Genomic DNA, 24709 nt, shown 5'->3' on the forward strand with positions numbered 1-24709 from the left:
GAGCGTACCTGAACCCAGGGAGCGTGACCGGTCCCTTCCCACGCATCCTGAGCGGCGGTGTTCACGAGCCGTCCGGCGATCGTGTCCTCAGCGGAAGTCGCCCAGCTGGCGCTCGACGGGCACCGTGCCCTCGACGATCACGTCGCCGGTGTGCGCAGTCGTGACGGTCTCGATCAGGACGATCTCGACCTCCTCGTCGGCGATGGGATTGTGCTGCACGCCCCGCGGCACGACGAAGAACTGGCCCGGCGTGAGCACGACCTCCTCATCGTCGGGGAGCTGGATACGGAGCGTGCCGGAGACGACGAGGAACATCTCGTCCTCGTTCGCGTGGTCGTGCCAGACCAACTGGCCGAGGAGCTTCGCGACCTTCACGTATTGATCGTTGACCCGCCCGACCACTCGAGGCGTCCAATGGGCCTCGACCTGTCGGAGTTCGGCGGCGATGTCGATTCCGTGGAGAGCGTTCATGTGTCCATCCTCTCCCGGCTGGAGTGCTTATGCGGACGTCCCTCTTCAGCAGGGGCATCGAGCATGGGCCATCTGGCGACGACGTCAGACGGGTCGGTATCGCATGGCGACCGCGCCCGAGCGGAACTCCCGGCGGTCCACGAGTTCGAGCTCGATGCGATCACGCAGCCCGGCGAGCAGGGTCGGGCCGCGTCCGGTAAGCACCGGCTGCACGAGGAACTCGTACTCGTCGATCAGTCCCAGGTCCGCCAGCGCGAGCGGCAGCGCCACCCCACCCACCCACAGGCCCTCGCCCGGTTCCTCCTTGAGCCGCCGGACCGCCTCCTCGAGGTCGCCACGGACCAGCTCCGCGTTCCAGTCGGGATCACTCAACGTGCTCGAGACCACGCGCTTCTCCGCCCGGTCGATGGTCTCCGCGAAGGGGACCTGCCACGGCTCGACCCAGTCCGGCCAGGTGCCGGAGGCCGGCCTCCGCCAGGCGGACTCCATCATCTCGTAGGTCACCCTGCCGAACAGGAGGGCGTCCGCCCGCGCCAGCTGCGCGGTCCAGTACCGCATCGACTCCTCGTCGGGTGGGAGCCCCGCCTCGTGATGACAGCACCCGTCGAGCGTGACGTTGATCGAGTATCGGAGTGGTCTCATCGCACTGCGCTCCCTCACGGATCGACGGCCTCCCGACGCTGGGAACCCGTCTGGCCAGCGAACCACGTCGCTGATCGGATGTCGATCACAGGTGTCTCGTCGCCCTGCCAGACTGGCGTCGATGATCATCCGCACCGAACGAACCACCCTCGAACCGATCTCACCGGCGCTCGCGCGACGCATCGTCGAACGCGACGAGCGTGACGGTGACGCCTGGCACCCGGAGTACCCATTCGCCGATGAGCTCGGCCCGCTGCGCGGTCTTGCGGAATCGACCGTCAGCGACCCGATCTTCACGATGTACCTCATCCGTGATGCCGACGGTTCGGCCGTCGGTGGACTCGGCTTCTTCGGGCCGCCCGACAGCACTGGTCGCGTCGAGTTCGGTTACGGTCTCGTTCCCGCCGCTCGCGGGGTCGGACTCGCGACGGAAGCGGTCGTCGGCGCGCTGTCGTTCGCCGCAGCGCACGGCGCCGAACGGGCGGCCGCTGAGACCGACGTCACGAACGTCGCATCACAGCGGGTGCTCCTGAAGGCGGGACTCGCGGAGACCGGACGCACGACCACGACGGTGTCGTTCGCGCGCGAGCTCTGACAGCAGATGCAAGCCATGGTCGAGGCCTGATGGCTCCGCTCGCCCGAGCGGAACGTGAGGAGACCGTCGGGGTTCCGGGGATCGACGTATGGATCCCGTGAGGACCGCGGCTCGCGCGGGTGGTGAGGCGTAGACCGGAGGTCATGACCCTCACGACGATCCTGCCTTCACTCCGCCGCAGCATCCCGGACCCGTTCGTCCCCGACCGCTGGCCGGCACACACCCACCTCAGCACCACGGACGTGATCGTCGACGACGTTCCGATGCTGCGCCTGGTCGAACAGTGCGGAACCCCGTGCGTCCATTCGGCGGCAGCGGTGATCCCCGGCACGGGCGGGTGCCCGTCCCCCGCCGCACGCACCTCCGTGGTCGTCGTCCGCGTGAACACGGCGATCTTCGACGAGGACGGCCATCACCTCACCCTCGAGGCCTGCCTCTCAGACGTCGAACCGTGCTGGTCGGAACTCCGGCTCATCGGGCGAGCGTCGACGACGCACACGGTGCCGTTCCGCATCGGCAGCGAGGCCGGAATCGAGCAGCGCGTGCCACTCCCCCGCGACCTCGCGCCCGGCGACCTGCTCGCCGTGCCGTGTCGCGGCGAGGTCGCTCAGTCGGTCGGCTCGGCGTCGGGCTTCATCCAGAACGGCGAGTAGTGGTACCCGTCGGGGTCGTCGAATTGGCGCTGGTACATGAAGGGGTAGTCGTCGGTCTCGCCGATCCGTCCACCCGCGGCCCCAGCGCGCTCGACGAGCTCGTCGACCGCCTCGCGGCTCCCGAGGTCGAACGAGACCGTGACCTTCGAGGGCGTGTCGGGTCCACCGATCAGCTCCTCAGTGCCGCCGACGCTCGCGTACATCTCCCGGCTGCCGAGCATGACGTACTGCTCGGCAGCGATCTCGAAGCAGGACACCTGGTCGGTGGACATCGCGGCGTTGCGGGTCCAGCCGAGGGCGTCGTAGAAGGCGGTCGCGCGTTCGACGCTCTCGACCGGACACGTGATGAAGAGGCTCATGCGGTCAAGCTACGCCCGGCGTGAGCGGGTCCACAAGGACGTTCTTCCGAGGTTCACTCGGACGGCGCCCATGGCACGGTCGGGTCGATCGTCGTCGCGATCTTCGCGCTGATCTCGGCCAGTTGCCGCACCTGCGCCTGGGTGAGCGAGCCGAAGACGAGCTCCTCGACCAGGGCGTGGTGCGCGGGCGTGGACCGCGCGACGTGAGCGTGCCCGTCGTCGGTGAGCACCGCGAGCGTGAACCGACCGTCGCTCGGGTCGACCTCACGCCGCACCCAGCCGTGCTTCTCCAGTCGCGAGATCGCGCGGGAGAGCCGGGAGAGCGTGCTGCTCGCGTACCCGGCGAGGGTGCTCATCCTGAGCGCGCGGTCCGGGGCGGTGTCGAGCGCGAAGAGCAGCCCGTGCTCGTAGTGGCTCAGCCCGCTGTCGCGCTGCAGCTGGGCGTCGAGGGCCGCGGGGAGTCGCTCGAGCAGGGTGGCGACGGACGCCCAGGCTGCAAGCCGATCACCGCTGAGGCCGGGACGTTCGGCGGGATCGGTCATGGGGCAAGCCTATTCGACTTGCTTGAGCAAGTGAACCGACCTATGGTGACTTTCCTGAGCAAGTGAATCGGCGCATCGCCGACAGAGGGAGATGACATGGACCTACAACTCCGAGGCAAGACGGCCTTCATCAGCGGATCGACCGGCGGGATCGGCGCAGCCATCGCCCGGACGCTCGCCGCGGAGGGCACACGGGTCATCGTGAACGGGCGCTCCGAGCAGGCGGTGCGAGATGCGGTCGCCGCACTTCGGCGCATGCACCCCGACGTCGGCCACGACGGGATCGTCGCCGACTTCGCCGATCCGGCCTCCGTCGAGCGACTGCTCGGCGACCTCGGCGCCGTCGACATCCTGGTGAACAACGTGGGCCAGTTCGGTCTCGCGCAGTTCGAGTCCGTCTCGGACGACGACTGGGCCCACATCCTCGAGGTCAACCTGATGAGCGGCGTCCGACTGTCCCGGCACGTCCTGCCAGGCATGTTGGATCGCGACTGGGGGCGCATCCTGTTCATCAGCAGCGAGTCCGGCGTGAACATCCCCGCCGACATGATCCACTACGGCGTCACGAAGGCGGCGATGATCGCCCTCGGCAACGGACTCGCGAAACGGACCCGTGGTACCGCCGTGACGGTCAACACGATCCTCGGCGGCCCGACCTACTCGGACGGCGTCGCCACCACGATCGAGGCCATCGCCGCCGACCAGTCCGCACCGGCCGACGCCGTGAAGGCGTCGATCATCGGCCAGAACCGCACCACGCTGCTCGAACGCTTCATCGAGCCCGATGAGATCGCCGCGCTTGCGGCCTACCTCGCGAGCCCGCTGGCGTCGGCGACGAACGGTGCGACCCTGCGTGCGGACGGCGGCGTGCTGACCGGGATGCTCTAGCCCGGCCGGTTGCGACGGGGCTGGCGGCGTCAATATCGGATACCGGCACCCTCGTCACTCGGAGGAGCGACGCTCCCGAACCGCCTCGAAGGTCCGCTGCAGCGCACCGATGGACGACTCGGAGTCGACCTGGGCGACGCCGATGAAGAGGCAGTCGACGACCATCAGCTGCGCGATCCGACTCCCGAGCGCTCCCGAACGGAACGCCGTCTCCCGCGCGGACGTCTGGAGGACGATGTCCGCGCTGGTCGCCAGGGTCGACTCCGCGTGATTCGTGATCGCGATGGTCGTCGCGCCGGAGCGGGCCGCGAGCCGGAGGTAGTCGACGGTGTCCGCGGTCGCGCCGGAGTGCGAGATCGCGACGGCGACCGCCTGCTCGTCGAGGATCGCCGCGGCGGTCCAGGCGGCATGCGGGTCGGGCCATTCGAGCGCCACTCGTCCGATCCGCGAGAGTTTCCGCTGCAGGTCGACGGCGACGATCGAGCTCGCTCCGACACCGAAGATGTCGACCCGGCGAGCGCCGGCGACCGCTGCGACCGCCCGCGTGAGGGCTGCCGTGTCGAGCGCCTGTGCAGTGTCGGCGATCGAGAGCGATTCGTTCGCAGCGACCTTCGCGACGATGTCGTCGAGGCTGTCTCCGGCGACGATGTCGGGCGACTGCACGTTCGTCCCGGCGAGCGCGAGCCGTTCGCGGAGGTTCTCCTCGGTCAGGTCGTGGCGGAAGTCCTTGAAGCGGTCGTAGCCGATCTTGCGCGTGAAGCGCACGACCGTCGTCGTCGAGGTCGAGGCCTCCTCCGCGATCTCGGCGACCGACCGCGTCGCGAAGGCGCCCGGGTCGGCGAGCAGCGATTCGGCGATCCGCCGCTCGGAGGGACGGAGTTCGTCGAGGCGGGCGCGCACCTCGGTGGACACCGCCCGTGATGTCCGGTGGACGTCGGCTCCCATCGGTGCTCCTCTCGACCGTGAACACTGTACCGTCGGCACCCACCGGCGGGATGTATGGAAATTACCATCCATCGTCAAACTGTGTATGTTTGTTGCAACGACTCGCGACCGGTGCCCTCCTCAGGTGCGGACTGGCCGACACGTATAGCGGAGTACCGCGGGTACTGCCGGCATGCACGATCCAGGAACCAAGGGAGGTCCCGTGACCAGCTCCACACCACGCAGCGACGTGATCAGCAGCACCGCCCGACGCCGGGCCATCGTCGCCGGCAGCGTCGGCAACTTCATCGAGTGGTACGAGTTCGGGATCTACGGGTTCCTCGCCACGATCCTGGCCGCACAGTTCTTCAGCGACGGCCAACAGACCGGTATCGAGTCGCTCATCGCGACCTACGCGTCCTTCGCGATCGCCTTCTTCTTCCGCCCGGTCGGGGCTGCGCTCTTCGGCCGCATCGGCGACCGGATCGGCCGCAAACCGACGCTCATCCTCGTCCTGGTCATGATGTCCGGGGCGACCGCCCTCATCGGCATCCTCCCGACGTACGCCTCCATCGGCGTCGCGGCGCCCATCCTGCTCACGATCGTGCGCATCCTGCAGGGCCTCTCCGCCGGCGGAGAGTTCGGCGGCGCTGTCTCGGTCATGACCGAGTTCGCACCGGCCGGGAAGCGTGGCTTCTACGGATCGTGGCAGTCGTTCACGGTCGCACTCGGACTCCTCGGCGGCGCCGGCACCGTCGCGCTGCTGGCATCCCTGCTGTCCGAAGCCGATCTGGCGGCGTGGGGCTGGCGGATCGCCTTCCTGCTCGCCATCCCCCTCGGCGCGGTCGCCCTGTTCCTCCGCTTGAAGCTCGAAGAGACGCCGGAGTTCCAGAAGGTCGCCACCGCCGACACCACCAAGGTCGCCGAGCCCGTCGTCCGCGCGGGTGCCGCAGAGACCGCCAAGGCGATCCTCCTGGGGATCGGCCGCCTGATGGGCTGGTCCGCCGCCGGGTACACCTTCCTCGTCGTCATGCCCTCCTACCTCCAGAGCAGCCTCAACGCGTCCTTCCAGGAGGCACTGATCTCCACGGTGCTCGCGAACGCCGGCTTCGCGGCGACGATCCTCCCGGCCGGCTGGCTGTCCGACAGGATCGGTCGGCGTTGGGTGATGCTCACCGGCACCGGTCTCATCGTGATCCTGGCGCTGCCCCTGCTCAACGTGCTGCAGAACCCGGACCTCGGCGTCGGTGTCCACGGCCTCGCCGTGTTCGTCGCCGGAGCGGTCGTCGGCCTGATCGCAGGCCCGGGCCCCGCCATGCTCGCCGAGATGTTCCCCACCTCCGTGCGGTACACCGGTCTCGGACTGTCCTACTCGATCTCGAACGCCGTCTTCTCGGGCAGCGCCGGCCTCATCATCACCTCGCTGATCGCCTCGACCGGCAACGTCGACGTCCCGGCCTACTACGTGATGGCGACCTGCCTGGTGAGCGCGATCGCCATCGGCACGCTCCGCGGGAACGCCCACCGGGCGGAGCTGCGCAAGTGAGCCGCCCGATGCGCGTCATCGGCCTCATGTCCGGCACCTCGCACGACGCGATCGACGCCGCCGCCGCCGAGATCGGCGTGGACGGCGACACGCTCGTGGTCCGCCCGCTCGGGATGATCACCGCCGGGTACGACCCGGAACTGCGAGCCTCGATCACCGCAGCCCTGCCGCCGGCGACCACCAGTGTCGACGACGTCTGCCGCTTGGACACGCGGATCGGGCAGGCCTTCGCCGATCTCGCGGTCCGAGCGGTCGCGGAACTCTGCGACGGGGAGGCCGACCTGATCGTCTCCCACGGCCAGACGATGTACCACTGGGTGGAGGACGGCCGGGTCGAGGGCACGCTCCAGCTCGGCCAGCCGGCCTGGATCGCCGAACGCACGGGCTGCACCGTCGTCGCCGACCTGCGTTCGCGTGACGTCGCGGCCGGCGGGCAGGGTGCTCCGCTCGTGAGCATGATCGACGCGCTCTGGCTGGGTGGCGAGACCGCTGCGGCCGTCAACCTCGGCGGCATCGCCAACGCCACCATCGTGCGGCCGGGCCACGACCCGATCGCCTTCGACAGCGGACCGGCGAACGCCCTCATCGACGCCGTCGTCGCCGAGCACACTGGCGGCGCCCGGCAGTTCGACGCCGACGGCGAGCTCGCCGCGCGTGGCACCGTCGACCATGAGATGCTCGACCTCCTCCTGCGCGAGCCGTACTACCAGCGCCCCGCCCCGAAGTCGACGGGCAAGGAACTGTTCCACCTCGACTACCTCAGCGAGCAGCTCGCCGGCCGTCCGACGCTTCCGATCGAGGACCTCGTCGCGACCCTCACCGAGCTGACCGCACGGACCGTGGCGGACGCCGTCCGTGGGGTGGAGCGCGTCATCCTCGCCGGCGGAGGGGTGCGCAATCCTCAGCTCGTCGCGCGCATCCGGGCCGCACTCCCCGAGGCCGACGTCGTCAGCAGCGACGACGCGGGCCTCCCCTCCGACGCGAAGGAGGCGCTCGCCTTCGCCGTCCTCGGCTTCCTGACGGTGAACGGCCAGGCCGGATCCCTCCCCTCGGCCACCGGCGCCTCACACGGCAGCGTCCTGGGTGCGATCGTCCCGGGACGCTCGCTCCCCGCGCGGACGCTCGACGGGCCGCCTCGCTCGCTGCGGTTCGAAGCATGAACGTCGACAGCCCCACGGACCACCACGACGGCGTCAGCCCGTCCGACCCAGAACGGAGGGCCGTTCGTGCCTGAAGCATCGAGTACTTTGGCAGCGCTCTCCACCGAGGGACGCAACCCGCGCACGGTCGACCTCGACACGCTGGACACGCTCCGGCTGCTCGAGGTGATCAACGACGAGGACCGACTCGTCGCCGACGCGGTCCGAGCGGAACTGCCGAGCATCGCGCGCGCCGTGGAACGCATCACGGAAGCTCGCCGGCAGGGTGGGCGACTCGTCTACCTCGGTGCGGGGACGAGCGGCCGGATCGGACTGCTCGACGCGGTCGAGTGCCCGCCGACCTTCGGCACCGACCCCTCCGAGGTGCTGGGGCTCATCGCCGGGGGCGAGCACGCCTTCGTCGTCGCCGTCGAGGGTGCCGAGGACGACCTCGAGCTCGGCGCCTCGGAACTCATCGCGGCCGACCTCCGCCCCACGGACGTCGTCGTCGGTCTCGCGGCCAGTGGTCGCACCCCGTACGTCATCGGCGGCCTGCGCTACGCACGCCATCTGGGCGCGGGGACGATCGCGGTGTCCTGCAACCGGAACGCCAGGATCAGCGCCGAGGCGGACATCGCTATCGAGGTGATGACCGGCCCCGAGGCGCTCACCGGTTCGACCCGGCTGAAGGCCGGCACCGCGCAGAAGCTCGTCTGCAACATGCTGTCCACCGCGTCCATGGTGCGCTCGGGCAAGGTCTTCTCCAATCTCATGGTCGACGTGAAGCCGACCAACGAGAAGCTCGTCGACCGCGCGCAGCGGATCGTCGCGGACGCCACCGGTGTCGAACGGTCGATCGCCGACGCCGCCCTGGAGCAGGCCGGCGCACACGCCAAGACCGCGGTCGTCATGCTGCTCGCCGATGTGGACGCGGCGACGGCCGCCCGGCTGCTCGAGTCGCACGACGGCGACGTCCGCTCGGCCGTTGCTGCGGCGAGCGCCTGAGCAGGAACGAGAGGACACCGTGGAGATCATCATCCTTCCCGACGCCGCCGAGGTCGGTCGCGTCGCCGGCGCGAAGATCGCGTCGATCGTCGCCGGGCGGCCCCAGGCCGTCATCGGCCTGGCGACCGGGTCCAGCCCGCAGGGCATCTACAAGGAGCTGGCCCGTCGCGTGCAGGCGGGCTCGCTGTCGTTCGCCGAGGCCCGCGGCTTCGCGCTGGACGAGTACGTGGGCATCCCCGCCGACCACCCCGAGTCGTACGCCAGCGTGATCGCGCGCGAGGTCGTCGCCCCGCTCGGCTTCGACCCCTCGTGCGTCCGCGTCCCGGACGGCCGCGCCGCAGACCTCGCGGCCGCCGCGAAGGAGTACGACCGGGCCATCGCCGAGGCCGGCGGCATCGACGTGCAGATCCTCGGCATCGGGTCGAACGGACACATCGGGTTCAACGAGCCCACGTCGTCCTTCGCGTCACGCACGCGCATCAAGACCCTCGCGCCGAAGACCCGACAGGACAACGCCCGCTTCTTCGACTCGCCCGACCAGGTGCCGACCCATTGCATGACGCAGGGACTCGGGACCATCCTCGAGGCGCGCGAGCTCGTGCTGGTCGCCCAGGGCGCCGGGAAGGCCGATGCCGTCGCGGCCGCCGTCGAAGGACCGCTCAGCGCGTTCGTCCCCGGGTCGGCGCTCCAGCTGCACGAGCACGCGACCGTCGTCGTCGACGAGGCAGCGGCATCGAGGCTGCGGTTGTCGGACTACTATCGCTACACCTACGACAACCGGCCGGACTGGCAACGCTTCGAATGAATCGGCCGGGCGATGGCCGGCGACGCCCCATCCTCTGAGGCGTCCGGCCACCGCAGCCGCACCCGAGCACCCCGCACCCCTGCACCCCCGCTGACGCCCGCATTCGAGAAGGAAGCCTCGTGGCACACCCGACCACCGCCCCATCCCGCATCACCGAAGCCATCGGCGGAGCCGTGGGCGACCCCTCCCGGATCCGCACCCGAGCGATCGACCTGGCCGCCTACGCCGGGGATGCATCGCATTACCTGCTGACGCCCGAGGCGGTCGTCATCGCGGAGAGCGCTGCCGAGGTCGCCGCGATCCTCCGGGCGGCGACGCGGTCCGCCGCACCCGTCACGTTCCGGTCGGGAGGCACGAGCCTGTCCGGCCAGGCGTCAGGTTCCGGCATCATCGTCGACACCAGGCAGCGGTTCAAGTCCATCGAGGTGCTCGACGACGGCAAGCGCGTCCGGGTGCAGCCGGGGGCGACGGTGGCCCAGGTCAACGCGCGACTCACGCGGCTCGGCTACCGGCTCGGCCCGGACCCGGCGAGCGAGGTGGCGTGCACGATCGGCGGCGTCATCGCGAACAACTCCAGCGGTATGGCCTGCGGGATCGACGAGAACACCTATCGGACGCTGGAGTCGATGGTGTTCGTCCTCCCGTCCGGCACCACGATCGACACGGCCGACCCGACGGCCGACCGGCAGCTCCACGAAGCGGAACCGGAGCTCGCCGAGGGCATCGAGCGCCTGCAGCGCCGCGTGCGATCGGCCCCGGCCTCCGTCGCGTCCATCGAGCGCCAGTTCTCCCTGAAGAACACCATGGGGTACGGGATCAACGCGTTCCTCGACTTCGAGTCGCCCGTGGACGTCCTGCAGCACCTCATCATCGGCTCGGAGGGCACGCTGGCCTTCGTCGCCGAGGCGACCTTCCGCACCGTCCCCGTCCTCCCGCTGGTTTCGACGGCACTGGCCGTGTTCCCCTCCCTCGACGCGGCGACGCGTGCGCTGCCCGAGTTGGTCGCGTCCGGAGCCGCCACGCTCGAGCTCATGGACGCCACCTCCCTGACGGTCGGGCAGCGGCTCCCCGGCAGCCCGGCGGAGATCCAGGGGTTCACGCCGCAGGATCACGCGGCACTCCTCGTCGAATACCGCTCCGAGGACGCCGTCGAGCTCCGGGACCGCGCGACGGCGGGCGGCGTGCTCCTGAACGGTCTGGACGTGCACGCGCCGGTGGTGTTCTCGAGCGACGCGTCCCAGCGGTCGCGCGCCTGGGCGCTCCGCAAGGGTCTCTACGCCTCGGTCGCGGGAGCGCGCCCTTCCGGCACCACGGCCCTCCTCGAGGACATCGTCGTCCCGACCGCGGCCCTCGCAGACACCTGCGCGAGCCTGCAGGAGCTCTTCGTGCAGCACGCCTATCGCGACTCGGTCATCTTCGGCCACGCGAAGGACGGCAACATCCACTTCATGCTCACCGACCGGTTCGAGGGCGACGCCGCGCTCGGCCGGTTCAACGGCTTCACCGAGCAGATGGTCGACCTCGTCCTCGACGCGGGCGGCAACCTGAAGGCCGAGCACGGCACGGGTCGCGCCATGGCACCGTACGTCCGCCGGCAGTACGGCGATGAGCTATACGGGGTGATGCTCGAGCTGAAGCGGTTGGTCGACCCGGCCGGGGTGATGAACCCCGGCGTGCTGATCGACGAGGATCCCAAGGCGCACCTCCAGGGGATCAAGCTCCAGCCGACGGTCGAGGAGGAGGTCGATCGCTGCGTGGAGTGCGGGTACTGCGAACCCGTCTGCCCGAGTCGCGACCTGACGCTGACGCCGCGGCAGCGCATCGTCGTCCGCCGTGCCGAGGAGTCCGCTCGCGCCCGCGGGGACATCGCCCTCGCAGAGGAGTTGGCAGACGACTACGACTACGCCGGCGTGCAGACCTGTGCCGTCGACGGGATGTGCCAGACCGCGTGCCCGGTCCAGATCAACACGGGCGCGCTGGTCAAGCGCATCCGGCGAACGGAGGCGGCTCCGGTCGCCGCCGCGGGGTGGAAGGCGGCCGCCACCGGTTGGGGGCCGGTCACGCGGATCGGTTCGGTCGCACTCTCCGGCGCGAAGCTCCTGCCGGCTCCGGTGGTCGGTGCGGTGACCGACGTGGCCAGGGCCGTGCTCGGCACCGACACCGTGCCGAAGTACTCAGGAGATCTGCCGGGCGGCGGACGCTCGCGGAAGGCACTCGGTCGGACGGTGGGTGCCGCTGACGGCCCGACCGTCGGCATCTACGTCCCGGCGTGCGTGAACAGCATGTTCGGCGCGGCGGACGGCGGGGACGGCGTCATGGGCGCGTTCACCCGCCTGCTCGAACGGTCGGGCCTGAGCATGGTCGTGCCCGACGGCGTCGAGTCGATCTGTTGCGGCACCCCGTGGTCGTCGAAGGGCTTCGCGTCCGGCGCTGCGGTGAACGAGCAGCGCACGGTCGAACGCATTCGAGCGTCCGTGGCCGACAGTGGCCTGGTGGTCGTCAGCGACGCGTCGAGCTGCACCGAGGGCTTCGCGAAGCTCCTCAGCGAGAGCGGCGTGGTCGTCGAGGACGCGGTGGCCTTCGCCGCCCGGGAGATCCTGCCTCGGGTCGACGTCTCAGCGCAGATCGAACAACTCGTCCTGCACCCGACCTGCTCCTCACGGCAGATGGGCCTCGACCCGGATCTCGTGCGGATCGGCGAAGCCGTGGCCGAGCGCGTGCACGTCCCGGACGACTGGGGCTGCTGCGCCTTCGCCGGCGACCGCGGCATGCTGCACCCCGAGCTGACGGCGTCCGCGACGAAAGCCGAGGCCGCCGAGGTCGCCGCCCTCGGTGCCGACGCGCACGCGTCGTGCAACCGCACCTGCGAGCTCGGGATGACCCGTGCCACGGGCGAGGACTACCGCCACGTGCTCGAGCTGCTCGACGCCGCGTCGTCCGGCCCGGCCTAGGAGACACCGCGCCCCGCTGCCGTTCTGATCCCGAGTCGACGCCCTCGACTGCCCGTGCTCAGCGCGCCACGGCGAGACGGATGCCGAACCCGGTGATCGCGGTGCCGGCGACGACGTCGAGGGTCGTGGCGACCGCTCGTCGATTGAGCCACTGGCGGAATACCTGGGCGGTCAGGACGAGCGTCGTGAGCCACACCGATCCGAGGATGACGTGGACGCTGGTGAGCGCCATGCCCCAAGCGAGTTGCGGTGCATACGACGGAATGAACTGGGGCAGCAGGGCGAGGTAGAACGCGCCCATCTTCGGGTTCAACAGATTGGTCGTCAGCCCCTGGACGAAGCCCGACACCACGCCGCCCGACGATTCGGTGTCCCGAGCGTCAGGCGCAATCGACCGCTTGCTCCGCAGCGCCGTCCACACCATGCGCCCACCGATCCAGACCAGGTAGGCGGCACCCGCGAGGCGAAGTGCGTCGTACGCGACCTCGGACGCGGTCAACAGTGCTGTCACCCCGATCGCGGTGAGGGCGCCCCAGACGAGCGTGCCGACTTGGATACCGGCGATCACGCCCCAGGCGCGCCGCTTGCCGGTGAAGGCGGCGGTGCGCAGGACGAGGGCCGTGTCCAGCCCAGGGGTGATCGTCAACAGACCGACGACCAGGGCGAACGACCAGAGGGTTTCCGCGGGAGGCATCACGGACTCCCACTCTATCGACGCGTTCCTCCTGATCTGACCAAGCGGGGGCGAGAACCGGCACCGGTCGGTCGCCACTCATCCACTCGATCAGGGCGCGGCGATCCGGTCCAGTTCGGCGAGGTCCGCTTCGGCGAGCGTGAGCGCGGCGCCCGCGATGTTCTCGCGGAGATGGGCCACGGATGACGTGCCCGGGATCAGCAGGATGTTGGGTGAGCGCTGCAGCAGCCACGCCAACGCGACGGACATCGGCGAGGCGTCGAGTCGAGCTGCGACCGCGGTGAGCGCGTCGGACTGCAGCGGGCTGAACCCACCGAGGGGGAAGAACGGGATGTAAGCGATCCCTTCGCCGGCGAGTCGGTCGATGAGCGCGTCGTCCCCTCGGTTGGCCAGGTTGTACATGTTCTGCACCGACACGATCGGCGCGATCGCCTGCGCTTCCTCCACCTGCTCGGCGGTGGCGTTGCTCACGCCGAGGTGACGGATGAGTCCCTGTCGCTGCAGGTCGACCAGGGTCTCGAAGGCTTCCGTGACCGGCTCGGGAACCGGTCCGTTCGCATCACCCAGGCGGAGATGGACGAGGTCGAGGACGTCGACACCGAGCGTCTCGAGATTGTCGTCGATCTGCGCTTTGAGCTCATCGGGCTTCCGCGCTGCAGGCCAGCCGCCCTGCGCGTCACGGCGTCCGCCCGCCTTCGTCGCGATGAGCAGTTCCGCAGGATACGGGTGCAGGGCCTCGCGGATGAGTTCGTTGACGACGCGGGGCCCATAGGTCTCCGCGGTGTCGATGTGGGTGATGCCGACGCCGGCCGCTTCGCGGAGGACGGCGAGAGCCGCGTCATGGTCCTTCGGCGGGCCGACCACCCATGGCCCGGCGAGTTGCATGGCGCCGTAGCCGAAGCGGGAGACCGTGTGGTCACCCAGGGTCCAGGTGCCGCCGGGGAGTTCCAGGGTGGTCGGGTTCATCGATGTGCCTTCCGGTAGGTGTCGGACGAAGTGTCGTCATCCACTCTGGGCGAGGCGCTACCCTTTCGGAAGGAGTTACCCGAAAGTGCGTTGATACCGAAAGCGAGACCATGGCCACCATCACCGCGGCAGATAAGCGGGCTGCGGCGAAGGCGCAGTACAACGCGTTCCTCGCCACCTGTCCGAGCCGGCAGCTCCTCGCGGAGGTGTCCGGGAAGTGGGTGGCTCTCGTGCTGTCGGCGCTCGGGAGCGGTCCGGACTGCGACGGCGAGCCGCGACCGATGCGGTACTCCGAGCTGGCGCGGACGCTCGCGGGTGTGAGCCCGAAGATGCTATCGCAGACCCTGAAGTCGTTGGAACGCGACGGGCTCATCAGCCGGACGGCGACCGCGACGGTTCCCGTTACCGTGACCTACGACCTGACCGACCTCGGGCTCTCACTCCATGAGACCGTCCGGCAGCTCAAGGAGTGGTCCGAGCTGCACCGCGACGAGGTCTCGGCGCACCAAGCGCGGTTCGACGCCGGCCGGGACCGCTGAAATCGCGAGCCTCGGCAGGATTCGATCGGAACCTGAGAGACCTCGTCCTCGACGCACTCCCCGTCGCCCGGGCTCGTGAGCATGCCCCGCGCCCTGGCTCCGGAGAAACGGAACCAGGAACGCGGGGCTCATGCAGAACCGATCAGTGGCCGGGCCCACCGTAGGCGGCGTCGGCGACGAACCCGCAGGACGCCTCCCAGGTGCTCTGCTCCGACTCGGGGAAGGAGGAGTCGTAGCCGGTGGCATCCAACTTCCACTGGTGGCTCTCCTCGGGAGACAAGCCGTCGGGCATCCCGGTCGCCTGCTGACCTTCGGGGTACGGGTAGGCCTGGAGCGTCATGTCGACGGCGCCCACGAACTCATGGCCGCGGTCGGCCATGCACGAGCGCATCGCATCGATCCAACCCTGGTACTGCGTCGCGAACGCCAGTGCCGTGGCACGCTCCTCCTCGGTCGGCACGTAGGCCGCCTCGGCGGCAGTGGTCGCCGCGTCACGCTCCTCCCGGCAAGGGACCGCAGCCGTCTGCCAGGCATCCTGGTCGGCCTCGCTCAGGCCTGGCGGCATCCCGTCGAAGCTGGTGTCGTCGAACCCGAACCCCGCTTCGGTCATGCAGGACGCCATCGCGGCTTTACCAACCTCGAAGAATCGCTGCCACAGACCCTGCAGGTAGAACTCGTTGATGTGCGTGGACTCGGTCGGCAGCGTGGTCGCGGCCGGAGACGCACTCTCGGTCGGCGTCGCGGTCGCCTCCGCCGGCGCCTCCGCGGAGCTCGCCACGGCCTGCGCTGCCACACCGCCGAGTCCGCCGGCGACCACCAGTCCGGACGTGAGCAATACCAGGATCTTCTTCCGAATCATCGTCTCCCCCAATGTCCATGGAACGTGTTTATAGGAAGATAGCTTCCTCAAGCGGATGTCGCAACCGGTCCCTGAGCCGGAACACGTCTCCCGGCCACTCGTCGAGCAGTGCGGCGGTGCCTCTACCCTGGGTGCTGTGAGCATTCCTCGGAACGACAGTGGGCCGGTGCGCGGCTGGCTCGGCCCGGATTGGGAAGCGATCCGGGTCTGACCGCGGACGGGCCCCGAGAGATCTCCCGGGGCCCGTCATCGCACCGTGTGCGCTTACGCGACGCAGGACTTCAGTCCGTAGACGGAAGCAGCCAGGCCCACGTAGGCGACGACGCCGGTACCGGCTGTCTGGACGATGCCGTACGCCGACGCGCCGGTGCCGACGACGGCGACCAGGCAATCCATGTTGATGGCGTTCGGATCGGCGATGGTCCCGTGTCCGGTCAGCGCGATGGTTTCGATCTGCTTGCCGTTGATGTACTTCTGCAGGTACGAGCCCTTGCAGGTGCTCAGCGCCGCGCCCTTGGTCATGCTGTAGGACGAGCCGTCGGTGCCGACGCAGACGTATTCGTATTGCCCAGCGGGTTCGGCGTTCGCGGCGCCCGCCGCGCCGACGGTCAGCCCCATCGCTGCGACCGCGGTGATCAGGATCCGAGAGAACTTCGTACGCATCAGAGATACTCCTTTGTCTCGTTTGTTTCCGAAGCCGACACCGTACCCACCCGTCGTCGCTTGAAGTCAAGGACGAAGGCGTGTTATTCGCGGGCGCGCGTGCCACTCCGACGATCCGCGCGCCAGCCCGGCCCGATTGTGGCCACGGGACCGATCGCTGGATCGGAGGCCGCACCATCGACACCCACATGAAGAACCTCTAGGCCGGTGGCGTGAGGTCGAGCGCATCGAGTTCGAGGACGAGTTCCATGCACCGCAGGCGTGCGCGGGAGAAGTCGTAAGGCATCATCCGGACGGCCTCGGTGAGGCTCGTCGAGCCGCACGTCAGGCCTGCGCCGTCCTCGTCGTCGGGAAGGGGGTGCGACTCGTCCCACGCGTCGAAGCGGTCGTCGTCGGCCTGCGCCAGGCCGGAGTCCTCGATGACCGTGCGGAGGGCCGCCTCGAAGGCATGCCGTTCGGCGGCGACCTCCGCGACGCGGGGGTCGTCGACCGCGACCGTGTCGTCGAGTGCTGCTTCGGCGGCGTCGACCCGGTCGGACTCCTCCCGCAGCTCCGGGTGGGTGGCCAAGGCGATGAACCGCGAGGCCTGGACGGAGGCGCCGAGCCCACCGAAGATCCGCTCGGTCACGAGCAGGGTGTCCAGGTCGTCCTGCCGCAGGGCGCCCACGGGCAGGTCTGTGAGGCGGTCGCTCACGACGTCGGAGAGCAGCCCCAACCTGCTGCCCTGCGCACGCATGCGCTGCACGGCGGTCCGCTGCTGCTCGAGTTCCGCCTGCCGAGCGACGAGGGAGCCCTCCAGGCGGTCCAGGATCCGCGCGACATCATCGTCGGTATCGGTGATGCCTTCCGCAAAGGCGTCGCGGATGTCGTCGAGGGCGATGCCGGCGTCCGCCATCCGACGGATCCAGAGCAGCCGGATCATCTCGTCGTAGCCGTAGCGGCGGCGACCGTCGCTCCCCCGCTCGGGCTCAGGGAGCAGACCGATCTGGTGGTAGTGACGGATCGCCCGTGGGGTGATGCCGACGAACGCGGCGGCGCCTCCGATGGTGACCTGGCGCGGCGGGGTGAAAGTCGAGAACATGTGGGGGCCTTCCTCGGTGGGCGGAATACGTCCACTGCACCACATGACGCTACGGCAGGTGCAAGTCGACCCACGGCCGTCCCCCGGGAGACGGATGTGCCTCAGTTGTGGTTCTCCTACGTTCGAGTGCACGAACAGGATGAAGCCGACCATGACCAGAGCAACGAGCCTGAACCTCTCCCAGGACCACATCGCCCGCCACTCGCGTCGAAGGTCCGTCGAGAGCGCGCATTCCGCTCGCCAAGGCGTGACGAACGAACCGAAGGCGCACGCTCGGCACAGGGCTGCACCCTGGGGCACCGTGGTTACGCTGGCGATATGACCGATCGCGTCCTGCGGAACAGTGACCCGGGTGATCTTGACGCCGACGTGCGTGCCGAGCTGACGACCCGTCTCTCCGAGCTGCGAGGTCGGCAGCGCCTCGATGCCGTGGTCGAGGCCTCCCGCGCGGCGGTACTGGCGGCAGTGCCGAGGCTGCGCAGCGCACAGGCGCGTCTTGCTCGGGACAGCGGTGGCGACGGACGAAGAGCGTCCCGCACCCGCTGGGGCGCTCGCGACACGGCGACGGTGGTCGCGCTCCTGCTCGGGCTCCTCGCGGCGGGCCTTGTCCTGCCGTCTCCTCGCAACGGCCGGCCGGCTCTCGGTGTCGACGAAGCCGCGATGTGGGTGGGGCTGTGCGCGATCGTCTCAGCGGTGATCTTCGGCCTCCTCGAACGGGGAAGACTCACGTCGTTCCTGCTCGGCGCACACACGCGCGGCGCGGCGCGGCTGTACGTGGTGGTCGGCGTCGTGTGGACAGTGGTCTTCGCTTACGTGGTAGTCAGCTGGGATGAGGTCGATCGGTACGAGCCCGCCCGAGCCATGACGGGCCTCGTGCTCCTCGGCATAGCTGTGGCCGGGATCGCTGCGCTGGCGGTGGTCGCTCGCCGCCGGGACCGCGTCGCGCTCGCTGATCCGATCACGGCGGCGAAGGACGAGTGGGGCAGGAGCCCGGGAGACGTCGATCCACTGCGGCAGTGGTGGGCTGCGCTCCCCAGCACGCTCACGCCGACTGAGCGGCGTGCAGCGGATCGCTCCTACGGTGTGACGCTCGAGGTCTTGGAGGGGGAGAAGATGGTCCGGGCTCGCGACGCACGGCGCCTCCGATGCAAGAATCCTGCCGCGGTCTGGCGGGGCGACGCAGGCTGAGATGAAGCGTGAGCACCGCCGACCGACAGCGACGCACGACAGTCCTCCGGGCGAGGATCCTCTCATCCGGTCAGCAGCGCTCCGTTCGCCGATGCACGGATGCCTCGTCGCCGTTCATGCAGCTTTCACCCGCGCGTTCCGCCGGTCCTCGCGAATGACACTGATGATGCCGATAGCCGTTGCGAGCAGGAGGAGGCTCTGCACGATCGCGGGGTACAGCTCGGTCGGTACCGGGCGTCTTCGACGCTCCGGCACGGCATCGACATCGCGAACACGGCCGCTGAAGCCACGCTCGCCCAGGTCCGGGGGGCGAGGAGCATGACTTCGAGATCCGACCTCAGCTGAGAGCCGGGAGGGCCCAACAGCTCAGGGCTGCGCCGGTACCGAGTATCACGGCGGCGCCCCAGACGAGGCCCGCGCTGATTCTCCTGGTCAGCCCGAGGCGTTTCCGCAGCCGCGTGACGGTCTCGACGTGTCCCGCCATCTCTGCCGTGAAGCGCCGAAGCAACACCTCGTCTGCAGGTGTGGCCGGCGCAGGAGTCGTTGGCTCGGACAGACGTTCCACCGCGCGGGAGACCGAGTCGATCCGCAGCTGCACGGCTCCCGTGTACTGCTGGACGATGACCCCGGCAGACAGGACGAACGCCCCTATGGAGGTCGTGAAGATCGGCAGTACCTGCGCCAGCTCCTTCTCCGAGTAGTCGTCCAGCGGGCCGATGAACGCTGCCGACGCTATACAGCCGACGCCCAGTACCGACAGGAGGACGACCAACGCACCCGGCCAGGTGGCGAGCGGCTCATCGACCAGCTTCCTGAAACCGTGGACGTTCAGCGTCTGAGCCATGCAACCGAACCTACCCGCGACGGTGACAATCGCGCAGCATCGATCCCGGGGCTGCACTTCTCGACGGCGGACACCTCGGTGCAGAAGCTCGTCGACGCCGGGATCCTCGTCCAGTCCTGCGCAGGCGGACGGAACCGCTACTGGCAGGCCGGCGAGGTCCTGCAGGCGCTGGACGAGTTCGGCGCACGGGCCAGTCGTCGGCGGGGAGGTTTCCGAGCTGGCCGGCCCGGAACGCGCCGCCGCTGAGCGCAGTCAGGGTGGAGGGACCGACCTGCCGAGCTAGGCGCTTCGCTCGGTCGTCCGGAGCCAGTCCGTGATGGTGGTAGCGACGTGGTCGAGGTCGGATTCGAGGAGGAAGTGTCCGCCGTCGACGAGTTCGACGCGAGCATCGGGGGCGTCGCGGGTGAACGCCGTGGCGCCGGCGGCTGCGAAGATCTCGTCGTGACGCCCCCAGATCGCGAGCACCGGTACCTGTGAGGTGCGGAGCCATTCGTGCACCGCGGGGTAGAGGTCCCGGTTGGTGGCGTAGTCGCGGAAGAGCGCCAGCTGCACGTCGTCCTGACCCGGTCGGGCGAGGAGCGCGAGGTCGTGCTCCCAGGCGTCGGGGTCGACGGTCGTCGGGTCCGGCACGCCGTGGGTGTACTGCCACTCGACGGCCTCCCGCCCGAGGGCCGGACGGAGCGCGTCGCGCGTCTCGGTGGTCCGTTCGGCGGCGTCGGCCCAGATCGGGTCCCAGAAGCTCGGTACGAAGCCTTCCTCGTAGGCGTTGCCGTTCTGGGAGATGACCCCGACGACGGCAGTGGGGTCGTTGAGGGCCAGTCGCCAGCCGACCGGGGCGCCGTAGTCCTGGACGTAGATCGTGTACTGCGTCACGCCGATGGTCGAGAGGAACCGGCTGGTCACCCCTGCGAGGGCCGCGAAGGTGTAGTCGAACTCGTCGACCGAGGGGGCGGAGGAGCGACCGAAGCCGATGTGGTCTGGAGCGATGACGCGGTACTGGCCGGCAAGCGCCGGGATGAGGTGCCGGAACATGTGGGAGCTGCTCGGGTACCCGTGAAGGAGCAGGAGCACGGGAGCGTCGGCAGGGCCGGCCTCACGGTAGAAGACGTCGAGCCCGTCGATCGAGACGGTGCGGTGGTGGACGGTGACCATTGCTAACCCCTTAAGATTGTTTTACTGGTTAGCCAGACGGTAGCATGGATCCAGGGCGCCGGTCGGCGCGACAGAACGGAGAACGATGCTTCGCGACGAGGAGCTGCTGCTGGGCCTGTTGAACAGTGCGCCGGTCGTCGAGGGCACCCCGACCGATCAGCTCGAGGGGGTGGCCGGGCAAGACCTGGCGCGCAGCTGGGGCGGCACCGGATCCGTGGACGAGTTGACGCGCCTTCGACGTGCGAGGCAGGCGCTGCAGACCATGATCCGTGGAGATGACGGAGGAGCGGTCAGAGACCTCGCGGGCATCCTCGGGGATGCCGTGCGCACCCCGCGTGTCACCCGGGACGGCGTGATCTGGGACCTGCAGATGCCGGAAGACGACCGCCTGGTGGCGGGGGCCGTCCTGGCGTGGTCGAGCGTGATCACGGAGTTCCCTGGTCGCCTCCGTGCGTGTGCGAACGACGAATGCAACCTGTTCCTCCTCGACCACAGCCGCCCTGGCACCGCGAAGTGGTGCTCGATGGCGGTCTGCGGCAACCGGATGAAGGCGCGCACGCATGCGCGCCGCGCTCAGAGCTGAGCGGCCCGGTACACGCTCGGATCAGGACGAACGTCGTGTCGCGGCGTCACTTCGCGGCGGCGACATGAGTCCCTCTCAAGCTGACGCTCGGCGCATCAGGCTCGTTCCAGCGGAAGAGCACCAGATGCCAGAGCCCCGGCCGCTTGCGCGAGGGATCGATCAATCCATTCGCGCCGCCGGCAAGGAGGCGGTCGCGGACGCTCCACGACGTCGGCGTGCCTCCGCCGGCGGCGATGTCCTGCCACGGGGCTGTCGCGTCGGCGAGGTCGATGCCTGCCGACTCCAGAGCCCGCGCGTCGCGCAGGTCGACGATGCCGGGCGCCTCGACGTCGATCTCAACGATCTCGCGCGCCCCCGCCCGAGCATCCTGGTGGGCGATCATCGCGGCCTCGACACCGTCGACGGACGAGCTCAGGTACAGCGTCGGCTCGTTCGCCCGCGAGTAGCGCCCAGCGGTGCGCGATCCGGCGATCGCGAACTCGCGGAAGCTCGGGTCGATCGCGCGGTAGAACGTGCCCCTCAGTGGTGGCGCGAAGGTCAGGCCGATGTCGGTCACTGTGTCAGAGCGCAAACGGCCGGTAGGCGAGCGCGCGGACAATGATCTCGTCGGGCGAGAGCACGGACGGCGGCCAGTAGATCAGGTCGGACACGCGCGGATCAGGCACGTTCGCGCGAAGGACCCCGAGGAGCTGGTCCTGCTCATCCTCGGTCCCCGTCGCGGCCTGGAGTCGGCGGACGATGTCGACGAGCTCCGCCCGTCTAGGTCCAGTGAGATCGGCCATGACCACCATGGTCATATCGGCGGTGGCCGACGGGTCGGTGGCCGCCGGCAGTGCGCGTTCTACTTGCTGGAAGGCGCTGAGCCACGGAGACGCTCCTCGGGCCCGTCGTCGCAGTGCGACGAGCCAGTCGTCGAGAGTGCGCATTCTGCTGCTTCGAGGGCGATGAGGGAACGGAACGGACGCTCTCGGTAAGGGGCTGCAGGGCCGCTATGGTCGTTCGAGGGAGGCGACGGATGAAGGCGTATGCGGCATTGTGGGGTTCGCTGCTCGGAGTCTTCCTCGCCTCGACGTTGGTCTCGGCGGCGATGATGGGACCCCCGGGCCGCCGGAACCAGTACCTCGACGCGATGACGGCGGTGGCGGTCGCCGGGCCGGCCACGGTGGTCGCCTTGCTGGCTGGCGTCACGGTGTCGCTGCTCCCCGTGCCGACTCGACGGGCGTTCGCTCCGACCGCGGAGACGTTCTCGATCACCTTGCTCGTCATCGTCACCGCGGTCGCCCTCTATCGCGGAGCCGTGGGCGCTGACGACGATCGCCAACTCGACGCCGGAGCGGTCGGCGGATGGCTGTTCGGCGCCTTCGGGATCATAGTTCTGCTGACCGCGGTCACGATCCGCGCCGACCGCAGGCGACGAGCCGACCGTCATGCCACGTCGACGACCGCACGACGGTCGTCGCGCCGCTGACCGCAGCGGCGCGCGCACCGGGACGAGTGAGGCCGGAGTGGGGCAAGCACGCTACTGAGCGGAACGACGCGATTGCTCCTTCTCGACTCGACCTTCGACATACAGCCGAGACAGAATCGCGATCGCGCCTACCGCGGTCCCGATCCAGGACACCCAACCGTGGTCCATCATGAAGTTCGTGATCGGGTCGGGGAGGAAGCGCAGCACGTTCGGGTTGCTGTTGTGCAGGGTGAAGGAGACGGCGATCAGGATTCCGAGACCCGCGAGGACGGCGAGGGCGGCACTCAATTTCTTCATGGAATGAGAGGACACCGTGCCCTTGGGGCCGAGTCAAGTCATCCGTTCGCTTGACGCTGCCCCTGGGGCATCTGCTGGTATTGAGATCGAAGACGGAGGAGAACCGCATGGCGTGGAGCACGCAGCAGCTGGCCGATCTGGCCGGCACGACGGTGAAAACGGTCCGGCACTACCATCAGGTCGGGCTCCTCGATGAGCCGGAGCGCGCGCGCAATGGCTACAAGCAGTATCAGACCTCCCACCTGGTGCGGCTCCTGCAGGTCAAGAGGATGAGCGATCTCGGCATCTCCCTCGCGCAGATCCGCGCGCTCGCCACGAGCATGGTCGATACCGACGCATCTATCGCCGTCCTCGATGCCGAACTCGAGGCGAGCATCGAACGACTGCAGCGCGTGCGCGCGGAACTCGCCCTCCTCCTGCGATACCGCGCGCCGCTCGACACGCCCACGCCGTTCGCGCACTCCGCCGACGGCCTCCCGGAGCACTATCGCGGGTTGCTCACCGTGTACTCCCGCGTCCTGAACGAGACGGCGCTCCACGACACGAGCGACCTCCTGAACGAGCCGGATGAGGCGAGCGAACCGTTCGAAGCCCTCACCGACGAGTCGGACGACAGGGCCGTCGACGATGTCGCACAGCTCCTCGCGGTGTCGATGGCGGCTCACCGGGAACGGTTCCCGTGGGCTGCTGATCTGCGATCGGCTCAGCGGACGAAGGGCAATCTCGCGCAGGAGGCACTCTCCTCTGCGGTCGTCGATGCCTTCAACCACGGCCAGCTGCGCGCTCTCGCGCGCGCGAACGAGATCGTGCGCAAGGCTGACCCAGTGGACGATGAAACGCTGTGATCGATCCGCGTCACGGGCGCCACGGAGTTGACCCTGTCGTCGGGGCACGGTGTCCGATGACGCCCATGAAGAACAACACCTTCTCGGTGGCCTGACGGCTGTATCCGCGCTCACGCGATCGCCCGATTCGCCGAGAGGGCACGTGATCATTCGAATCGGCGAGGCTTGACTCGGCCCCAAGGGCAGGCTGTCGACTGTCCGTGTCGTGAAGTGCGCGACACCGACAGGAGGGCTTTTCAGTGAACACCGACACCATGCCGACAGATCGTTCTCGCAGCGTCGGCTGGCCCGAACTCGCCGTCGCGGCGATCACCGCTGTCGTGCTGTACATCGGCGGCGGGCTTGGCCTCTATCTGCTCGAGCTCCCAGCCGCAGCATCGGGAGTCGCGCAGTTCGCACTCTCTGCCGCCGTCCCCGTGCTCGCGTTCGTCGCCGCGGTCCTCATCCGCCGGCGACCGCTGAGTGCATTCGGGTTCCGCCGGGTCGCCCCGAGGTGGTTGCTCCTCGCGGCATTGCTGGGCCTCGTCGCGATGGGCCTCGCGTCGCTGCTGTCGATCTTCGTCCTCGATCCGCTCTTCCCTGACGACAACACGCAAGCGGACTACGACACCGCCGCGACCGCAGGCATCGCATTCTTCCTCGGAACGCTCGCCATGGGCGGAGTCATCGAACCGTTCGGCGAGGAGCTCCTCTTCCGCGGTGTCCTCGCGAGCTTTCTGAAGCGTTGGGGGCCATGGGTGATGATCATCGGATCGACCCTGGTGTTCGCACTCGCCCACGGCATCAACGTCGTCTTCTTCTCAGCCGTCTTCATGTCGGTCGTGAGCACCTACCTCTATTGGCGGACCGGATCGATCTGGACGAGTGTCATCGTCCATATCACCTACAACTCCGCCGCCCTCATCGCCAAGGGCCTCGGGCTGTAGGGCCGAGACGAATAGGAAGGCACCATCGCGCGATTTCCCCCGGCGTGGAATACCAGAGCGTCCTGACCGGCGATACACGCCGAA

Annotated in this window: 30 protein-coding genes; 15 read left to right on the forward strand and 15 right to left on the reverse strand. The window is 69.0% G+C overall.

Annotation, left to right across the window (positions count from 1 at the left end):
* Positions 1–87: 87 nt before the first annotated feature.
* Together HOW07_RS07440 and HOW07_RS07445 are read right to left on the reverse strand one after the other, a co-directional pair.
* Positions 88–471 carry a cupin domain-containing protein gene (locus HOW07_RS07440; RefSeq protein ID WP_064295627.1) on the reverse strand — a complete coding sequence of 128 codons (384 nt, stop codon included), beginning with the start codon at positions 469–471 and terminating at the stop codon, positions 88–90.
* A gap of 84 nt (positions 472–555) precedes the next feature.
* Positions 556–1113, reverse strand: a complete 558-nt coding sequence (locus tag HOW07_RS07445) for a dihydrofolate reductase family protein (RefSeq protein ID WP_175116551.1) — start codon at positions 1111–1113, stop codon at positions 556–558.
* A 121-nt stretch (positions 1114–1234) separates the two neighbouring features.
* Between HOW07_RS07445 and HOW07_RS07450 the strand changes: the two genes are divergently transcribed.
* Complete coding sequence (locus tag HOW07_RS07450; protein ID WP_175116552.1) at positions 1235–1708, forward strand: GNAT family N-acetyltransferase; 474 nt, start codon at positions 1235–1237, stop codon at positions 1706–1708.
* 143 nt (positions 1709–1851) lie between these two features.
* Positions 1852–2361: a hypothetical protein gene (locus HOW07_RS07455; protein ID WP_121289384.1), complete on the forward strand. Its 510-nt coding sequence runs from the start codon at positions 1852–1854 to the stop codon at positions 2359–2361.
* Here HOW07_RS07455 and HOW07_RS07460 read toward each other — a convergent pair.
* Together HOW07_RS07460 and HOW07_RS07465 are read right to left on the reverse strand one after the other, a co-directional pair.
* Positions 2316–2720: a VOC family protein gene (locus HOW07_RS07460; RefSeq protein ID WP_175116553.1), complete on the reverse strand. Its 405-nt coding sequence runs from the start codon at positions 2718–2720 to the stop codon at positions 2316–2318. The genes HOW07_RS07455 and HOW07_RS07460 overlap by 46 nt on opposite strands.
* Before the next feature lie 53 nt (positions 2721–2773).
* Positions 2774–3262, reverse strand: coding sequence for a MarR family winged helix-turn-helix transcriptional regulator (locus HOW07_RS07465; protein ID WP_121289390.1), 489 nt, complete (start codon positions 3260–3262; stop codon positions 2774–2776).
* Positions 3263–3358: 96 nt separating this feature from the next.
* Here HOW07_RS07465 and HOW07_RS07470 point away from each other — a divergent pair, with 96 nt between their 5' ends.
* Complete coding sequence (locus tag HOW07_RS07470; RefSeq protein ID WP_175116554.1) at positions 3359–4150, forward strand: SDR family NAD(P)-dependent oxidoreductase; 792 nt, start codon at positions 3359–3361, stop codon at positions 4148–4150.
* Between the two features lie 54 nt (positions 4151–4204).
* On the opposite strand, the gene HOW07_RS07475 is transcribed toward HOW07_RS07470, so the two are convergent.
* Positions 4205–5095, reverse strand: a complete 891-nt coding sequence (locus tag HOW07_RS07475) for a MurR/RpiR family transcriptional regulator (RefSeq protein ID WP_121289396.1) — start codon at positions 5093–5095, stop codon at positions 4205–4207.
* 202 nt (positions 5096–5297) lie between these two features.
* On the opposite strand from HOW07_RS07475, the gene HOW07_RS07480 reads away from it, so the two are divergent.
* The 5 genes from HOW07_RS07480 to HOW07_RS07500 all read left to right on the forward strand — a co-directional run bounded on the left by HOW07_RS07480 (position 5298) and on the right by HOW07_RS07500 (position 12520).
* Positions 5298–6620 (forward strand): MFS transporter, encoded by a 1323-nt coding sequence (locus HOW07_RS07480; RefSeq protein WP_064295641.1) that lies wholly within the window; start codon positions 5298–5300, stop codon positions 6618–6620.
* A gap of 8 nt (positions 6621–6628) precedes the next feature.
* Positions 6629–7780, forward strand: coding sequence for an anhydro-N-acetylmuramic acid kinase (locus tag HOW07_RS07485; RefSeq protein ID WP_175116555.1), 1152 nt, complete (start codon positions 6629–6631; stop codon positions 7778–7780).
* 87 nt (positions 7781–7867) lie between these two features.
* The gene (gene murQ / locus HOW07_RS07490) at positions 7868–8764 is read left to right on the forward strand and encodes an N-acetylmuramic acid 6-phosphate etherase (protein ID WP_175116556.1); all 897 of its coding nucleotides are present in this window, start codon (positions 7868–7870) and stop codon (positions 8762–8764) included.
* 19 nt (positions 8765–8783) lie between these two features.
* Positions 8784–9569: a glucosamine-6-phosphate deaminase gene (gene nagB, locus HOW07_RS07495; protein WP_175116557.1), complete on the forward strand. Its 786-nt coding sequence runs from the start codon at positions 8784–8786 to the stop codon at positions 9567–9569.
* 119 nt (positions 9570–9688) lie between these two features.
* The gene (locus HOW07_RS07500; RefSeq protein WP_371743606.1) at positions 9689–12520 is read left to right on the forward strand and encodes an FAD-binding and (Fe-S)-binding domain-containing protein; all 2832 of its coding nucleotides are present in this window, start codon (positions 9689–9691) and stop codon (positions 12518–12520) included.
* Positions 12521–12578: 58 nt separating this feature from the next.
* Here the strand turns inward: HOW07_RS07500 and HOW07_RS07505 are convergent, their stop codons facing one another.
* Positions 12579–13214 (reverse strand): LysE family translocator, encoded by a 636-nt coding sequence (locus HOW07_RS07505; RefSeq protein WP_175116558.1) that lies wholly within the window; start codon positions 13212–13214, stop codon positions 12579–12581.
* Positions 13215–13304: 90 nt separating this feature from the next.
* Positions 13305–14180, reverse strand: a complete 876-nt coding sequence (locus HOW07_RS07510) for an oxidoreductase (RefSeq protein ID WP_175116559.1) — start codon at positions 14178–14180, stop codon at positions 13305–13307.
* 110 nt (positions 14181–14290) lie between these two features.
* On the opposite strand from HOW07_RS07510, the gene HOW07_RS07515 reads away from it, so the two are divergent.
* Positions 14291–14719 (forward strand): helix-turn-helix domain-containing protein, encoded by a 429-nt coding sequence (locus HOW07_RS07515; protein ID WP_175116560.1) that lies wholly within the window; start codon positions 14291–14293, stop codon positions 14717–14719.
* 142 nt (positions 14720–14861) lie between these two features.
* Here the strand turns inward: HOW07_RS07515 and HOW07_RS07520 are convergent, their stop codons facing one another.
* The 3 genes from HOW07_RS07520 to HOW07_RS07530 form a co-directional block, all read right to left on the reverse strand.
* The gene (locus HOW07_RS07520; protein ID WP_175116561.1) at positions 14862–15578 is read right to left on the reverse strand and encodes a hypothetical protein; all 717 of its coding nucleotides are present in this window, start codon (positions 15576–15578) and stop codon (positions 14862–14864) included.
* A gap of 264 nt (positions 15579–15842) precedes the next feature.
* Entirely contained in the window at positions 15843–16241 is a 399-nt protein-coding gene (locus HOW07_RS07525) for a hypothetical protein (protein WP_137242998.1), read from the reverse strand.
* A gap of 199 nt (positions 16242–16440) precedes the next feature.
* Positions 16441–17322 carry a MerR family transcriptional regulator gene (locus tag HOW07_RS07530; RefSeq protein ID WP_175116562.1) on the reverse strand — a complete coding sequence of 294 codons (882 nt, stop codon included), beginning with the start codon at positions 17320–17322 and terminating at the stop codon, positions 16441–16443.
* Positions 17323–17640: 318 nt separating this feature from the next.
* On the opposite strand from HOW07_RS07530, the gene HOW07_RS07535 reads away from it, so the two are divergent.
* Positions 17641–18510 (forward strand): hypothetical protein, encoded by an 870-nt coding sequence (locus HOW07_RS07535; protein WP_175116563.1) that lies wholly within the window; start codon positions 17641–17643, stop codon positions 18508–18510.
* A gap of 337 nt (positions 18511–18847) precedes the next feature.
* On the opposite strand, the gene HOW07_RS07540 is transcribed toward HOW07_RS07535, so the two are convergent.
* Entirely contained in the window at positions 18848–19354 is a 507-nt protein-coding gene (locus HOW07_RS07540) for a hypothetical protein (protein ID WP_175116564.1), read from the reverse strand.
* A 78-nt stretch (positions 19355–19432) separates the two neighbouring features.
* Here HOW07_RS07540 and HOW07_RS07545 point away from each other — a divergent pair, with 78 nt between their 5' ends.
* On the forward strand, positions 19433–19600 hold the full coding sequence (locus HOW07_RS07545) for a hypothetical protein (protein WP_175116565.1): 168 nt from the start codon (positions 19433–19435) through the stop codon (positions 19598–19600).
* A gap of 33 nt (positions 19601–19633) precedes the next feature.
* Here the strand turns inward: HOW07_RS07545 and HOW07_RS07550 are convergent, their stop codons facing one another.
* A complete protein-coding gene (locus tag HOW07_RS07550) occupies positions 19634–20506 on the reverse strand; it encodes an alpha/beta fold hydrolase (protein ID WP_175116566.1) in 873 nt (290 codons plus the stop codon).
* 85 nt (positions 20507–20591) lie between these two features.
* Between HOW07_RS07550 and HOW07_RS07555 the strand changes: the two genes are divergently transcribed.
* The gene (locus HOW07_RS07555) at positions 20592–21089 is read left to right on the forward strand and encodes a CGNR zinc finger domain-containing protein (RefSeq protein ID WP_175116567.1); all 498 of its coding nucleotides are present in this window, start codon (positions 20592–20594) and stop codon (positions 21087–21089) included.
* 46 nt (positions 21090–21135) lie between these two features.
* Here the strand turns inward: HOW07_RS07555 and HOW07_RS07560 are convergent, their stop codons facing one another.
* The gene (locus HOW07_RS07560) at positions 21136–21645 is read right to left on the reverse strand and encodes an RES family NAD+ phosphorylase (RefSeq protein ID WP_371743607.1); all 510 of its coding nucleotides are present in this window, start codon (positions 21643–21645) and stop codon (positions 21136–21138) included.
* Between the two features lie 4 nt (positions 21646–21649).
* Positions 21650–22015: a hypothetical protein gene (locus HOW07_RS07565; RefSeq protein WP_175116568.1), complete on the reverse strand. Its 366-nt coding sequence runs from the start codon at positions 22013–22015 to the stop codon at positions 21650–21652.
* 89 nt (positions 22016–22104) lie between these two features.
* Here HOW07_RS07565 and HOW07_RS07570 point away from each other — a divergent pair, with 89 nt between their 5' ends.
* On the forward strand, positions 22105–22557 hold the full coding sequence (locus tag HOW07_RS07570) for a hypothetical protein (protein ID WP_175116569.1): 453 nt from the start codon (positions 22105–22107) through the stop codon (positions 22555–22557).
* A gap of 51 nt (positions 22558–22608) precedes the next feature.
* Here HOW07_RS07570 and HOW07_RS07575 read toward each other — a convergent pair whose 3' ends face one another.
* The gene (locus HOW07_RS07575; protein ID WP_175116570.1) at positions 22609–22854 is read right to left on the reverse strand and encodes a hypothetical protein; all 246 of its coding nucleotides are present in this window, start codon (positions 22852–22854) and stop codon (positions 22609–22611) included.
* Between the two features lie 107 nt (positions 22855–22961).
* Here HOW07_RS07575 and HOW07_RS07580 point away from each other — a divergent pair, with 107 nt between their 5' ends.
* A complete protein-coding gene (locus tag HOW07_RS07580) occupies positions 22962–23699 on the forward strand; it encodes a MerR family transcriptional regulator (RefSeq protein ID WP_175116571.1) in 738 nt (245 codons plus the stop codon).
* 239 nt (positions 23700–23938) lie between these two features.
* Positions 23939–24625 carry a type II CAAX endopeptidase family protein gene (locus HOW07_RS19785; RefSeq protein WP_175116572.1) on the forward strand — a complete coding sequence of 229 codons (687 nt, stop codon included), beginning with the start codon at positions 23939–23941 and terminating at the stop codon, positions 24623–24625.
* Positions 24626–24709: the final 84 nt, after the last annotated feature.

It is taken from the genome of Plantibacter sp. MCCC 1A11337, from assembly GCF_013349365.1.
GTDB classification, from domain to species: Bacteria; Actinomycetota; Actinomycetes; order Actinomycetales; family Microbacteriaceae; genus Plantibacter; species Plantibacter flavus_A.